This is a genomic window from Acetobacter sp., from assembly GCF_047721705.1.
Taxonomy (GTDB): Bacteria; Pseudomonadota; Alphaproteobacteria; order Acetobacterales; family Acetobacteraceae; genus Acetobacter.
This window is the reverse complement of record NZ_JBDNXK010000025.1, coordinates 24,338-38,407: the sequence shown is the minus strand read 5'-3', so window position 1 is coordinate 38,407 and position 14,070 is coordinate 24,338. Positions and strand designations below refer to the sequence as shown.

Genomic DNA, 14,070 nt, shown 5'->3' with positions numbered 1-14,070 from the left:
AATTTTATCTTTCCAAATTAATGGTTTGTCGAATTGAGTTATATATTTTGATAAGAAAATCTCTTATGAGGCTTATCCCATGAGAGGTTGATGGAGTAGGTTAATGAGAAGCTGGACGACAGCACTCACCATCATGGGGGCGTTCGTCTCTTTTTCCATGATGCCTGAAGTGTGCGAAGCGGCGCTTAGTGAGGTGCCAGAACTTCCTGCATCTACAGAACCCACTGATGGAGAAGCGCCCCCTGTTATCATTCCACCTCTTCCTTCCGTGAACGATGCAGAAGCGATGGCTGAAGCCGCGCGTCTGACTGCGGCCTTGCATAAGGAAGTCAGGTCTGTGCAGCCCCTGACAACGGCACAGAAAAAACATTGGATTAAACTAGCGCAGGAGATGGTGGCGCAGTCGGATTTTCGCATTACGCGTGCGCAGCTTCTGACTGTTGTGGATCGAAACCCCAAGGTGCAGCGCTTGGCGCTTGTCCTGGCGTTACCGGACTCTTCCGACTGGCAAGTCATCGGCAGTGTGAAGGTCTCAACGGGCACCACCGGCCGCAAATATTATTACGTCACCCCCACTGGTGTTTTTCTGAACTCCTCCGATCGAGTGGGATACCGGGCGGAAGGCACGAAAAACGAAAATGGCATCCGGGGGATCGGGGCCAAAGGAATGCGTGTCTGGGATTTCGGGTGGCATAACGCCACGAAAGGGTGGCTTTCCAACGGCGAAACCGGCGACATTCGGTTGGAAATGCATGCCACGGATCCAGATTTTCTGGAAAGCCGGCTAGGGCATCCTGCTTCTGAAGGATGTGTGCGGATTCCCGCGGAATTCAATGTCTTTATGGACAGGCATGGCTTGCTGGACGTCGAATACGAACAGGCAGCCAGTTATGATGATCGCTTCAAGGCTCTCTTGAGAAAAGACCGCCAGCCATCTCCCATTGCAGGCGAGGCGCTTGTGGTAGTGGATTCCGGCGAAGACGCTGCAAAGGCTGCTTCCTTTGCAGCTCCGCAAAAAATGACCTCGTTGCACAAGACCATCCAGTAACAAGGGCCGAAGCCCCTTATCCTCTGTGGATCAGTGCGTCGTCAGTGCTTCCGGTTCACTCCGAGTGCGCTTGACCAGCAGTTTGTTCAGGGCATGGATGTAAGAGCGGACCGCAGACACAACGGTATCCGCATCGGCGCCCTGCCCATCAACCATCTTGCCGTCTTCTTCCAGACGCACAGTCGTGCGGGCCTGAGCATCCGTTCCTTCCGTCACGGCGCCGACCGAGAACAGGGCCAGTCGGGCGTCATGAGGAAAAGCGCTGCGAATGGCGTTGAACGCAGCATCTACAGGACCATTGCCTGTGGCGGTTGTCTCGACTGCCTCGCCATCGATCTCCAGATCGAGCGTCGCTTCGGCAGCGCGACGTGAACCTGCCACCACATCCAGCGACAGAAAACGAATGCGGGCATGATCACGCACTTCGTCGTCGACCAGGGCGATGATGTCCTCGTCGTAAACGACCTTCTTGCGGTCAGCCAGATCCTTGAAGCGCTGGAATGCTTCGTTCAGCTTGATGTCGTTCAGCGTATAACCCAGCGCAGCCAGCTTATCGCGGAAGGCTGCGCGGCCCGAGTGTTTGCCGAGCACCAACGATGACTTCGACCAGCCGACGCTTTCTGGCGTCATGATCTCGTAGGTCGCGGCGTTCTTCAGCACACCATCCTGATGGATACCGCTTTCATGGGCGAACGCATTGCGGCCGACGATGGCCTTGTTGGGCTGTACGTCGAAGCCCGTTGTCGTGGACAGTATCTTCGACAGTTTCAGCAGCTTCGTCGTTTCGATGCGGTTGGTGTAGGGATACTGGTCGTGGCGGGTGCGGATCGCCATGACGATCTCTTCCAGCGCCGCGTTGCCCGCACGTTCGCCGATGCCGTTGATCGTACACTCGATCTGGCGTGCGCCACCGCGCAGGGAGGCCAGCGTGTTGGCTACGCCCAGACCCAGATCGTTATGATTGTGGGCGGAGAAGATGACCTGATCCGCACCCGGCACACGCTCCTTCAGCATGGAGAAGATGCGTTCCATGTCTTCCGGCGTGGCGTAGCCAACCGTGTCGGGGATGTTGATGGTCGTCGCACCGGCCTTGATTGCGGCCTCGACGCAGCGACACAGGAAATCCGGTTCGGTGCGGGAGCCGTCTTCGGCTGACCATTCGACGTCAGCCGTCAGGTTGCGGGCGGCCTTATTGCCTGTCGTGATGATGTCCAGAACCGTCTCAGGCTCCATCCGCAGCTTGTATTTCATGTGTAGCGGGGAGGTGGAGATGAAGTTGTGGATACGACCGCGCTCGGCGTGCGCAATGGCGTCGCCTGCCGCCTGAATGTCGTTCTTGCCGCCGGAGCGAGCCAGAGCACAGACGACCGAGCCTTTCACGACGCGGGCGATTTCGGCGACGGACTGGAAGTCGCCTTTAGAAGCGACGGGGAAACCCGCCTCGATCACGTCCACGCCGAGATCGGCCAGAGCCTCGGCCATGCGCAGCTTTTCTTCCAGATTCATGGAGAAGCCGGGGGATTGTTCGCCGTCACGCAGCGTTGTGTCGAAAATGAAAACGCGGTCGTCGGTGACGCGGCCGAAGGAAGGATGGTCGAAGGTCATGAAAGCCTCGGAATGACGTGTCTTGGTCCCAGTTTCGCGCCTTCATGACACGAAACGCCTCTTCTTGCGATATCCCCTAAGCGCACCGACACAGGTCGGCCTGTTCGCTCAGGGGCGGATAAGTCGAAGGAGGAGAAGCTGGGAAAGGCCGCACGACGTCGTGGCGCAGATGCGCGTCTTCGACTCGAAAAGGGTGCGGGCAGATGTCATATGTCAAAGCATACAGGCTCAGATCATGGATGCAACCAAAAGATGCACATCTGAACCTGACAGTCGCAGCAGACTGAAAGCAGAAGCTTTCAGTCTTGCGTCACAGGTAGTCTGACTGAAATATCTCAGTCCTGAAGCGGCAGAATGAAGGTGCCATCATCCAGCTCGGTGCCACGCTGGGCAGCATGAGCGCAGGTTGCGGTGCGGATGTCCTTATCCGCGGCGTTCAGATCAAGCATCTGGCCTGCACCCACCATCAACTGCCCCGCGCCACCAGCGCCGTAAGCCGGATCGCTTTTCACATCTGCACGCTTGGCAAGGGAGCGGCCCAATGAACGCACTGTCGTGTCGTCATCAATATTGTGGGCATAGCAGTAATACATCAGGCCAGCGATGTTGCCGACGGATGCGTTGTCCACTGTGGGGCCGGGGCCAACCGGCGCTTCCGGAACCGAGGTCGATGACGCGGTTGCGGCATGAAGAGACGGCACGCCAGCGATCAGTGCCAGGCCGCAGATTGCAGTTGTTGCAACGGCTTTGCGCAACAGATTCATGGTAACCTCCTTGAAACCAAAATGGTGCGCCTGATTTTGGAGGTGATGGATTGTGTGACAAGTGAGCTGAATGCTTGTCTGTTATGCGTCAAAATATTTATGAATAAGAGAAATTCTTGTGTGTTGGATATAATTACTAAAAAATAAGACGTTTCGTGAGGTTTGTGGTCACGATGTATTTATTTGAAAACGAACTATATTGACTTAGATCAATCGCGAATCTGTTGGCGTGCAGGCCACAGAGGATGAACGTTCGCAAATTATCGTAAGAGGCGCGGCCATGGTGGGGCGGACTTTGTTTCCGCTATGCCGCGTCTGCTTTTGTCCGCATTTTGCGGATGGATGGTTCACATGTCCTGACAGGAACATGGAAAACGGGGTCCGGAATTTCGGACCCCGCTTCATTCAGGCCAGATTCAGATCAGGCCCTGAACCCATGCCTTCAACTGGCTCTTCGGCATGGCGCCGACCTTGGTTTCAACCGGCTTGCCATCCTTGAACAGGATGAGTGTCGGGATGCCACGGACGCCAAAATTGTTGGGCGTGACCGGATTGTCGTCGATGTTGACCTTGGCGACAGTCACCTTGCCCTTGAACTCCGCGCCGATCTCTTCCAGCGCCGGAGCGATCATCTTGCATGGACCGCACCATTCCGCCCAGAAATCGACCAGCACAGGGCCAGAAGCCTTCAGAACATCGGTCTCGAAAGTGGTGTCGCTGACGGCGACGGTGTTTTCGCTCATGTGCGTAGTCCTTACGTGGGTGTCCCTGAACAGTTGGGAGAAGAGGGCGCGAGGTCAAGTCCCCTTCGTCCCGGAGGACGTACTAAAATATTCCCGACTGCGATCAGAACAATGTTCCAGTCCTTTCAGTTTCAGGAATTTTTCAAGGTTGTTGGAGGTAAGGGAGATAGAGTTACGGGCTTTATAACTCCTGTCATTATCCGATAGTATTCATCAACTGCCCGCAGAAATGTTTGTGCAAGCCATCCTACGTGTGGGACTTTTCTGTGGTTATGATCGGGATAACGGTAGGGAAAAGGATCGAAAGTAAAGCCGTCTGAGAGACATTTCAGCAGCTTTTCGAACTCTATCCAAAGCTTCGTGTCGCTTTTTCCTTTCTTGGTGGGCCCAAAATCTAAAGCAATATCGTATGTATGACGAACTGACTCAAAAACGAGCTGTTTCAATAGGCTTTCTGGAGGTAGTTCCTGCCATACTTGCCAGATATTATGCCGTCTGGTGGCTCGGATTTGCTTCAAGGTTTCGCCTTGCATTGCAGGAAACGACTTCAGAGCCAATTCGATACCCGTCGCCAAGGTATTGAGGAGCGGGCGATTATAGCGTGATGGCTGCTGTCGAAACGCATCGGTTTCAATGACAAGATTCGCCATTTCGAGATATTGCAGGGCGTTGAACAAAAATCGACCAGCATCCGTTTCGGCAAATTCCAATGCAAAAGAAGCGCTGATCGAGGTGCGATCCATCATGCTATCTCATATTCATCGAGCAATCCGTCGGGCAGCACCGTAACAGCCGGAAGCTCCGTCCACACGAGGCTGCACTCAACCTTCCGTCCCGGATAAAGCGCTCTCAGCAGCGCGCGATAAGCTGCCATCTGCCGCAGGTAGAGCACTGGCGTACGTTCCACCGATGACGGAGGGCGGCGATTGGTCTTGAAGTCACAGACCAGCACACGATCAGGCAGTACCATCATCCGGTCCACCTGACCGACGATGACCGTTTCCCCGACCACACCCGCTAACCGCTGCTCCGCACGGCTGCCAGCGGCGAAGAGGGGAGCGAGGGCCGACGTTTCCATTACCTCAATCACGCGGGCGACAAGCCGTGCCGCTTCCGGCTCGTCCAGCCCGTTACCCGGACGCAGAAGCCAGTTGTAGCCGATATCGGTGCGGTCATCGGCAGGGCGTTCAGGCAGGAACTGAAGTAGTGCGTGGACCAGTGTTCCGCGACGGAAGGCCGTTTCACGCGCGGCGTTGGGCGTCAGGGCGGCAATGTCCAGCGGAGAGCGTGTGGAAGGCTGTTCACCCAGTTTCACGTCGTCAGGGCGGCTGGGAGAGAGCGGACGTGCCAACGCCGGTTCGGGCGGAGGCGGTGTTGGCGTCCAGTGTGGTGCCTGACCGGCCCACGCGGGGAGAGGGGCAGGAGGAGAGAGAGCAGCTTCGTGGCGAGGTTGCATCGTCGCGGTAGGCACCTCCTTGATGAACAGCCGCTCACCTTCCCAACCGAGATCAAACGGTTCCGAGTGCGCGTTGGCTGCCGCAAACCCTTCGACGCAACGTGCATACCAGCTGTCTTCGCTGAGCGTCCGGCCTGCCTCCCAGCCACAAATGACCAGCCGATCGCTGGCGCGGGTCAGGGCGACATAAAGAAGGCGATTATACTCTTCTGCCGCCTGAACCCGGATCTTCTCGCGCAGGGCTTCCGTCACCTCCGTTCCCGTTTCGGCGCGGGGAACGAAGATCGGCAGTTCCGGCTGCCCTGCCTTGGGGGGCACCCACAGCAGGCGGCTTTCGGAACGCGGCGTGCCGATTGTATCCGGCAGAATGACGAGCCGCGCCTGCAGGCCTTTCGAACCGTGCGCCGTCATCACCCGGACGGCGTTGCCTGTCGCTTCCGCTTCCCGCTTTACGCTTTCGTTGGAATTGCGGAGCCAGTGCAGAAAGCCTTGCAGCGAATGAGCGTGCGTTTCTTCATAACGGAGCGCCGCAGAGAGGAGTTCATCGATTGGTTCGGCGGCTTCGGGGCCAAGCCGTGCAAGGATGCGGGCACGACCTCCATGCACGCCCAGCGCCTCCGACAGCAATGTGTAGGGAGAAGCGTAATCCACGCGCCTGAAGAGTGCCGAGAGATAGGACCACGCCGCCGACCAGTCTGGACGCTGCGCATGGCGCTCCCGGAGCACGGTCCAGAGCGGCTCGCCATCACGATCCATGGCGAGGGCCATCAGACTGTCATCTGTGAGGCCACCGAGAGGCGAGGTCAGCACGCAGGCCAGCGTCAGATTGTCCTGTGGCAGAAGCAGGGCATCGCAAAGGGCCATCAGATCCTGCACGACCGTCTGATCGGCCAGTCCCGTGCGGACGAGGGTGGCGACGGGCACATCGGCCGTCTTGAGCGCCCGGACGAGCGCCCGCACGAAAGCCGAGCGACGGGGCACCAGAATCAGGATATCACCGGGCGTGAGCTGTTTTTCACCCGCGGCGGGAGGAGCAAGCAGTTGCGCCGCGATCCAGCGCGCCAGCATATCGGCCAACCGTTGTTGCGGGGAAATCTGTCCGGCGTTCTTCGTGGGAGCTACCCACGGATCGAGTTCTTCCGCCGCCTCTTCGTCGCCATTGGAGTGCGGCACGAGAGGCCATAATTCCACCCGTCCGCCTTCTCCAGGGCGGGCTGATTCATGGCGCGGCATGGGTTGGCCGGGTTCGCTGACGCCCCGTGCGGCACGTGGACTGCTGAACACAGCATCGACCAGTGTGAGCACAGGCGTGGTGGAGCGGAAGGAAACGGTCAGTTGCGGCTCACGCCAGCGTGCGCCTGCGTTTCTGGTTCTCCGCTCGAACTCCGTGCGCCATTCCCGGAAGGCGTCCGGATCGGCGCCCTGAAAGCCGTAGATGGACTGCTTGTAGTCGCCCACGGCGAAGACGGTGCGCGGTCCAGTATTCTCATCGTGTGAACCCAGACCGGTGAAGAATTCTTCTGTCAGGCCGCCCGCGATGCGCCACTGTTCGCGGGACGTATCCTGCACCTCGTCGAGCAGAAGATGGTCGATGCCGCCATCGAGTTTGTAAAGCACCCACGCCGCGCCGGGGGCGCGGAGCAGGCCGAGCGTGCGGTGGATGAGATCATCATATTCCACCTGTCCGCGCAGATTCTTGCCGGTGGTATACACGTCCAGCACAGGCGCGGCGGTGCGGAGGAGGGCGAGTGTCAGGTCCGCAAGAGCGATGGCGCGACGGGTTTCTTCGACGCCAAGAATGCGGGCCGCCTCGGTCTCGAACTGTTCGAGAACCTCCGGGTTTTCTTTCGCATATTTCTCACTGGCGCCAGCATGTTTACGCGGTGCACCCGTGCTGGTGAGGAACATGCCGCGCCAGTCAGCCCATTGCGCGGCTCTTTCTGGTTGTTGGAGCGAAAGCCAGTCGAGCATCGCCGTAGCCCTGCGTTTTGCTGTCGCAGGCGCTGTTTCCGCCATTGTTCTGAGAGCAGCACGCAGCTTTTCCTCATCGGGAAACGCTGAGCAGGCCGTCAGGATCGGGTCGCCCTTCGGCGCATTCTTTACACCAAGCGCACCAAGAAGAAGGGTGCGCAGTCCTGCCACATCGGATCGCGCCAGCCGCAATGCCTCGCTTCCCTGTCCGCAACTGCGGAGGGTGGCAAGAATGCCTGTTAAATCCAGGAGGGAAATCTGCGCAGCGAGAGGCGCGACCAGTCCGGCAGGCAGACGTCCCAGTTCCGTCTCGGTGGCATCCGTCAGCGCGAGGGTGGCGTCCGTATCCTCCATCAGCGTGAAATGCGGGTTGGTGGCGGCTTCTAGTGGGAAGCGGCGCAGGAGCGACTGGCAGAAGGCGTGAATGGTGCCGATACGCATGCCGCCAGGCAGGTCGAGCACACGGGCGAACAGGGCGCGGGCTTCCGGACGAGCGGAGGGCGGGACATTCAGTTTGCGGAGCGCCCTGTCCAGATCCTCATCCGTCATCGTCACCCATGTACCGAGAGTGCGCTGGAGCCGGATGGCCATTTCCGCTGCCGCAGCCTTGGTGAAGGTCAGGCAGAGAATGCGTCCGGGCCATGTGCCCGGGATAAGCGGACCGGCAGGATCGTGCGGGTTCGGACGCGGCAGCATAAGCCGCAACAGACGATCGATGAGCAGTTTGGTTTTGCCGCTGCCTGCCGAAGCCGAGACGAACACGGAGGCGTTCGGATCAGAAGCGGCGTTCTGCTGCTCGTTGGCGAGGTCGATGGCGTTCTTGGCAGTAGTCATTCTGCGCCGTCCTCGCGCGCCGTGCTCCATTCCGCGACACGCGCAAGCTGGGCATAATCGGCGAAACGCGGTGTCTGGCCGGGATGAGGGTGCGAAAGATAAGGCTGCGCCTTGCTGTCATAAGCGTGGATACGCTCTCGCAGGCTTTCCCATGCCTGCGTAGCAAGGGCTGCAATGGTGAGTTCTTCCTTGCCCTTGCTTTTCACCACGGTTTCCGATCCGGCCTCCGCACCACCCGTCAGACGCCAGTAAATCAGATCGCGCGCTTCCAGTTTTGCGTCGGAAGGAAGCGCTTTTGTGGTCTCGGGGAATGCTCCGAGCGTCAGCATGGCCGCCTCCAGTGGTAACTGCGGACTCCAGCCTGCCAGCACGTCTTTTGTCGAAGGCACGGAGCCTGTCTTGTAGTCCAGCAGCGCCGCTCCGCCCTCACTGAACAGATCGATGCGGTCAGCACGCCCCGTCAGAGTGAATGGTCCTCCCGGAGCATCTGTGACGGTGGCTCGTCCTTTTGCTTCGGTCAGAATGGCGACGGGAGCGGTTTCCTTGCGGCGCGCGCCTTCCGCCTGCGCCACCCAGTCGGCAATGCGCAGCAGGCGGGGGCGCCACCATGCCGCCAGCGCAGGACGCAGGCTGACCGCCTCCAGACTATCGAGAAAAGCCTTTCTCAGAGAGGCCTCCGCCTTGGCGGGCCAGTTCGTGCCATGAACCCGAAACCATGCGTCGAGGGCACCATGCACCAGCATGCCGTAATCGGAGGCGTCCACCGACTGTTCGAGCGGGTCGAGTGGCCGTAGCTGTAGGACATGACGGGCATAGATGGCGTACGGATCGCGTATCCACGTTTCGATTTCCGTGACACTCAGCCTGCGTGGCCGCTTGCTGACCGGCGGCCGCGGTTCAGGCGGCGCGACGGGCGTTGCGGCTCCTTCCGGTCTGTCGAGTTGCGACAGCCACGATTGCGCCGGGTGTTCCACCAGTTTCTGTCCGCGTCCGTTCAGGAAGGCTTCCAGCCGCACCAGCCAACGGGCCGGAACGGCGGGCGCGCCTTCACGTCGTCCCGGAGTGGACAGTACGATTTCGGTGGCGGAGGAAATGCAGGAGGCGAAATCGTGCGCCGCCTGACCGATCGCCTGTTCCGGTGAAGGCAGCCCCACCCGCGCTCGCATCGGACGGCTGAGCCACGGACCCGGATCGCTCGCCGGAGGCCAGACGCCTTCGACCAGACCGCCAAGCACCATCAGATCGACCGTCTGTAGCCGCGCTTCCGTCAGGCCCCAGATAAAGACACGAGGATGGAGGGTAAGCGTTGTGTCCCCATGTCCGCGCAAGGCGCGACGCCCCTGCACGCGCTCCTCGGTGAACACGGCGGCGAGCAGACCATCCAGAACAGCCCACGGCTGAGGCGGCAGGACATCGGTGGCCGTCAGCAGGTCGGAGAACCGATGCGCCAGTGCGTTGCCGTCGTCTCCGCGCCAGAGACGTTCGGCACCGGGAGTATCATTCGTGGTTGTCAGTGCTTCGGCGGAAGTGAGCAGAGCGGTGAGTTGGTCAGGGAGTGTGCGCTCTTCGCGGGCCGCTTCAAGCGCTGGCGCAAGGCAGCGTTCGATGGCTGTCAGGAACAGGTCGAGGGATTGTGGTTCATCGGGTTTGTCAGCAGAGGCTCCATCCAGTGACGCGCCGTCTTTCTTCTGCTTTTCCGTAAGATGATGCCGCAGTCCTTCAATGCCGGGGGCGGGCGCTGGACCGCGCAGAAGCTGGCGTTCCAGCAGACGGGCGGAAGCGCGGCATGTGCCCGGCGTCATGCCGCATGCCACCAGCGGATGTTTGAGCAGCGCCAGCAGGGCAACGGGGGCAAGCTGCTGATCCACGGCCTGAGTCAGAAGGCGGAGTAGCACGCCCGCAGGCGTGGTGATGAGAAGTTCGCCCGCGCTGTCGTCAGCCAGAATACCCCAGCGCGCCAGTTCGGCGGCGACCCGGCCTGCCAGCGCCCGGTCGGGCGTCACCAGTGCAACGCGTTTCCCCGGTTGTTCGATTCCGGCGCGGAGGATCAGCGCGATGGCTGCGGCTTCTTCCTGCTGGTCGGCGGAAGTCAGGCGATACAGGCCCGTACAGTCCATCCTTTCCGGGTTGGCTGCCCAGTCAGACAGAGCGGCGGCAGGGAGGAGCGCGCGCGTAATGGCCTGCGTGCGGCGGGCAAGGACGGAGCGATCCATTTCCTCGCCCAGAACGGAAGGCCAGAGTTCTACATCTCCGCGGCGGACATCAAGGCTTGCAAGCAGGCGCGAAAGCCCTGCCTGCGGGTGGTTGTCGGGGAGGGCTTCGAACGTGTCGTCGTCCATATCCCGGTCCAGTCCGGGCAGGATCAGCATGCCGTGGTCATGACCCAGCACACCACGCAGGGCGTTGACGGTTGCCGGGAGAGCATCCGTGAAACCGACGGCCCAGAGACGCGCATTGCCGTCGGCGTGAGAACTCCAGTAGCTGGCCTGCGCGTTCAGCAGGGCGATCTGGCGCGCCACGGGATTGATCAGCCCCTGTTCCTTGAGCCAGTCCGGCCACATGGCGGTGATGATGCCGAGAAACCTGAGTGTTGCCTGCCAGTGGGTGGCGAACCCTTCATCCACGGCATCGGGCAACGCTACCGCCAGATCGACGCCCGAGCGTTCCGCTTCATCCATAAGATCGGCCAGCGCCCGGGCCAGAGGCCATGCCTGATCCAGCATCGGGCGCGTGCCGAAAGCGGTTTCCGCTTGCAGCACCAGCCGTGTCAGGATGGCGAGCCGTCGCATTGGCGGAACGGCAGGCGGCAGAAGCAGTGCGTCAGGACTGGCGAGGGCGGTTTCGGCTTCATCCAGCCCGCCGATGGGTAGGATGCGCGGCAGAAGAATCGCTTTTCCATCAGCATGACGGAGAAAGGCTTCGGTCAGGGCGCGGGCTGCGCGACGTCCCGGGAGCAGCAGTGTGCCGTCGCCAATGCGTTCAGGATCGTCATCGACACCGGCTGTCCATCGCGCTGCGATTTCATCAAGAAAACGCAGATGGGCGGGTATGGTCGCGAGGGCAGGTTTCATGCGTGCAGGATCGTCCGGACTGCTGATTGTTTCAAGGTGCGTAGGCGCGTTACAGCCGGTCGGACCAGCCCATCAGCGCAGCCTCGCGCGGCAGGTCTTCCGCGTCGGGTGCTCCGGTGCCCGGTATTGGTTTGAGGGTAATGTGGAGCGCGTCCTCTGGCGTCAGATCTTCCAGTCGCTCAGGCCATTCCGCCAGAATGATTCCCGTTCGGGCGTCGTCCCAGCCCAATTCTTCGAGCGCTTCTGGGCCTTTCAGACGCCAGAGATCGAAATGAGAAACCGGGCCCACAGGCGAATCATAGGTCTGGATCAGCGTAAAAGTTGGACTGGGCACATCCAGCGCAGGATCATCGCATACGGTGCGCAGGAAGGCGCGTGCAAATACGCTTTTGCCGGCGCCGAGCGGGCCGGATAGGAGGATGGTGTCGCCGGGCCGCGCATGGGCTGCTACCTTTCGGGCCAGCGCTTCAGTGTCGGTTCGCGTTTCGAGCCGCAGCATACGGGGAGTCATGAAACATGGCTTTCGTGTGGTTATAAAGAACAACGGCGATTATACGCCTTTTGTTCATCTGTTACCTGTCACGATGCCTCTTGTGCAGAGTTGTTTGTGAGATGGTTTGTTCAGTCGTCCGGCTTCTGTGTCGCACGACGGGCTGAAAGATCGTCCAGCATCGCCTGTTCACGCTTTTCAGCCAGTTCCTGCGCTTCTTTAGCCCGTTTTTCGGAAAGATTTTCCGCCGCCTCCAATGCCGTGCGGGCCAGATTAACCCGCACGCGACAGGATTCTACATCGATCGAGGCTTCCTGTTCCTGTTTGCGCGCCCGTTCCAACGCCATCCGCCCCTTTGGCAGCCAGCGGGAGTAACTCTCCACGACGCGATCATCGGCCGATAGATCCATCGCTATATCCCGTTCGCGCACCATATCCTGCTCCGCGCTCTTCACTGCATCCGAAGCGGTCATGGCGCGCGCCAGAGCTTCCGCCAGCAGTTTCTTCGCTTCATCAAGTTCCTGCCGTCTCAGTCTGAGAAGCGCGTCGAGGGGAGTGCGTGGCATGACTGTGTCCCGGTCTGAAGTGTGCTGTTAAAACAGGTCAGGAAATGGCCAGATCGGCCATGGCCGGGTTTTCCGTGATGGGGTTGACGGCGAGTGCATTCCGGAGAGCCGCGAAACTTTCCGCAAGCGTGGCCCGTTCGTGCTTGCCCTGCCTCAGCACGGCCTCAAGAGCGGGCTGCATCGAAATGGCTTCATCCACCTTTGGATCGGAACCGGGCTTGTAGGCGCCCAGACGGATCATGTCGGCCATTTCGGCGTAGGTGGCGAGCAGGGCGCGGGCGCGCTGGGTCAGTTCATTTTCGTCGGCGGAATTGCAGCCGGGCACCGTTCGGGAGAGAGAACGCAGAACGTCGATGGCGGGATAGCGTCCGGAATCGGCGATGCGACGGTCCATGACAATATGACCGTCCAGAATGCCGCGCACCGCATCGGCAATGGGTTCGTTCTGATCGTCACCCTCGACCAGAACGGAGAACAGAGCTGAAATCTGCCCCGCAGACCCATCCGGTCGCACGACGCCCGGACCGGCCCGTTCCAGAAGGCGGGGAAGTTCGGCGAAAACAGAAGGCGGATAACCTCGGGTTGCAGGGGGTTCCCCCATGGACAGTCCGATCTCACGCAGTGCCTGACAGAAGCGCGTTACGCTATCCATCAGCAGGAGGGCCGACTTTCCTTCATCGCTGAAATACTCAGCGACCGTGAGCGCGGCGTAAGCGGCCTCCCGACGCATCAGAGGCGGCGAATCCGATGTTGCGACCACCACCACGGATCGGGCCAATCCCTCCGGTCCGAGATCATCTTCGATGAACTCCCGCACTTCGCGGCCACGTTCACCCACAAGAGAGATGACGGCGACATCGCACGCTGTGTTGCGGGCAAGCATGGACATCAGCGTGGACTTTCCCACGCCGGAGCCTGCGAACAGTCCGAGTCTCTGACCTTCGCGACAGGTGGTGAATAGGTTCATCGCCCTGACGCCGAGATCGATTCTCGGACCGAGTCTGGCGCGGAGTGTGGCGTCGGGCGGAGATGTGCGGACAGCGCGGGGCGGTCCGGGAGGCAGTGGCCCCTTGCCGTCAAGAGGGCGGCCAAGTGGGTCGATCACGCGCCCGACCCACTCATCGGACACCAGCAGGCTGCCGCCCGGCTTGGGCGCACGGGGACCGATGAAAATCGGGAAAGTCACCTTACTTCCACACGCCAGACCATCCAGACTACCGAAAGCCATTGCACGGGCCGTTTCGCCCGAAAAACCGATGATTTCCGCCGGAATCGGTGGACTGTTGCGCGGTGTGAGGGACACGCGGTCGCCGACAGCGGCGAGACCACGCAGTCCATCGATTGTGACAGCGAGTCCCGACAGGGATGATATGTGTGCAGTTGCTTCTGCGGCTGGAATGCTCGCAAAAATTGCATTCATGCGCGCGAAGAAATCCGACCCCATCCGTCTTTAGACCCCGTAATAAGCGGTTGAACGCCTGTTTTTCCCGTGAAATGTATAAAAAAAAGACAATTTTCAAAA

At 60.1% G+C, this 14,070-nt stretch carries 10 protein-coding genes; 1 reads left to right on the top strand and 9 read right to left on the bottom strand.

The annotated features are described in order from the left end of the window. Positions 1–157 precede the first annotated feature (157 nt). A complete protein-coding gene (locus tag ABF824_RS06425; protein WP_415487215.1) occupies positions 158–1,048 on the top strand; it encodes a L,D-transpeptidase in 891 nt (296 codons plus the stop codon). A 30-nt stretch (positions 1,049–1,078) separates the two neighbouring features. On the opposite strand, the gene ABF824_RS06420 is transcribed toward ABF824_RS06425, so the two are convergent. The 9 genes from ABF824_RS06420 to ABF824_RS06380 all read right to left on the bottom strand — a co-directional run bounded on the left by ABF824_RS06420 (position 1,079) and on the right by ABF824_RS06380 (position 13,968). Further along, positions 1,079–2,653, bottom strand: a complete 1,575-nt coding sequence (locus ABF824_RS06420) for a 2-isopropylmalate synthase (RefSeq protein WP_415487211.1) — start codon at positions 2,651–2,653, stop codon at positions 1,079–1,081. 335 nt (positions 2,654–2,988) lie between these two features. Next, positions 2,989–3,417: a hypothetical protein gene (locus ABF824_RS06415; protein ID WP_415487209.1), complete on the bottom strand. Its 429-nt coding sequence runs from the start codon at positions 3,415–3,417 to the stop codon at positions 2,989–2,991. 416 nt (positions 3,418–3,833) lie between these two features. After that, positions 3,834–4,160 carry a thioredoxin TrxA gene (trxA, locus tag ABF824_RS06410; protein ID WP_415487207.1) on the bottom strand — a complete coding sequence of 109 codons (327 nt, stop codon included), beginning with the start codon at positions 4,158–4,160 and terminating at the stop codon, positions 3,834–3,836. A 131-nt stretch (positions 4,161–4,291) separates the two neighbouring features. Continuing rightward, complete coding sequence (locus ABF824_RS06405) at positions 4,292–4,906, bottom strand: hypothetical protein (protein WP_415487205.1); 615 nt, start codon at positions 4,904–4,906, stop codon at positions 4,292–4,294. Beyond that, positions 4,903–8,421, bottom strand: coding sequence for a double-strand break repair helicase AddA (addA, locus tag ABF824_RS06400; protein ID WP_415487203.1), 3,519 nt, complete (start codon positions 8,419–8,421; stop codon positions 4,903–4,905). Before addA ends, ABF824_RS06405 begins: the two co-directional genes overlap by 4 nt. Beyond that, on the bottom strand, positions 8,418–11,492 hold the full coding sequence (gene addB, locus ABF824_RS06395; RefSeq protein ID WP_415487201.1) for a double-strand break repair protein AddB: 3,075 nt from the start codon (positions 11,490–11,492) through the stop codon (positions 8,418–8,420). Before addB ends, addA begins: the two co-directional genes overlap by 4 nt. A 49-nt stretch (positions 11,493–11,541) precedes the next feature. After that, the gene (gene tsaE, locus ABF824_RS06390) at positions 11,542–12,003 is read right to left on the bottom strand and encodes a tRNA (adenosine(37)-N6)-threonylcarbamoyltransferase complex ATPase subunit type 1 TsaE (RefSeq protein WP_415487199.1); all 462 of its coding nucleotides are present in this window, start codon (positions 12,001–12,003) and stop codon (positions 11,542–11,544) included. Positions 12,004–12,113: 110 nt separating this feature from the next. Continuing rightward, positions 12,114–12,548: a flagellar export protein FliJ gene (locus ABF824_RS06385; RefSeq protein WP_415487197.1), complete on the bottom strand. Its 435-nt coding sequence runs from the start codon at positions 12,546–12,548 to the stop codon at positions 12,114–12,116. Between the two features lie 37 nt (positions 12,549–12,585). Continuing rightward, entirely contained in the window at positions 12,586–13,968 is a 1,383-nt protein-coding gene (locus ABF824_RS06380) for a FliI/YscN family ATPase (protein ID WP_415487195.1), read from the bottom strand. Between the last annotated feature and the right edge of the window lie 102 nt (positions 13,969–14,070).

What these genes read in the sequence shown, in the direction of transcription:
- ABF824_RS06425 (WP_415487215.1), top strand. Translation starts at nt 158, where the DNA reads ATGATGCCTGAAGTGTGCGAAGCGGCGCTTAGTGAGGTGCCAGAACTT.
- ABF824_RS06420 (WP_415487211.1), bottom strand. Translation starts at nt 2,653, where the DNA reads ATGACCTTCGACCATCCTTCCTTCGGCCGCGTCACCGACGACCGCGTT.
- ABF824_RS06415 (WP_415487209.1), bottom strand. Translation starts at nt 3,417, where the DNA reads ATGAATCTGTTGCGCAAAGCCGTTGCAACAACTGCAATCTGCGGCCTG.
- trxA (WP_415487207.1), bottom strand. Translation starts at nt 4,160, where the DNA reads ATGAGCGAAAACACCGTCGCCGTCAGCGACACCACTTTCGAGACCGAT.
- ABF824_RS06405 (WP_415487205.1), bottom strand. Translation starts at nt 4,906, where the DNA reads ATGATGGATCGCACCTCGATCAGCGCTTCTTTTGCATTGGAATTTGCC.
- addA (WP_415487203.1), bottom strand. Translation starts at nt 8,421, where the DNA reads ATGACTACTGCCAAGAACGCCATCGACCTCGCCAACGAGCAGCAGAAC.
- addB (WP_415487201.1), bottom strand. Translation starts at nt 11,492, where the DNA reads ATGAAACCTGCCCTCGCGACCATACCCGCCCATCTGCGTTTTCTTGAT.
- tsaE (WP_415487199.1), bottom strand. Translation starts at nt 12,003, where the DNA reads ATGACTCCCCGTATGCTGCGGCTCGAAACGCGAACCGACACTGAAGCG.
- ABF824_RS06385 (WP_415487197.1), bottom strand. Translation starts at nt 12,548, where the DNA reads ATGCCACGCACTCCCCTCGACGCGCTTCTCAGACTGAGACGGCAGGAA.
- ABF824_RS06380 (WP_415487195.1), bottom strand. Translation starts at nt 13,968, where the DNA reads ATGAATGCAATTTTTGCGAGCATTCCAGCCGCAGAAGCAACTGCACAC.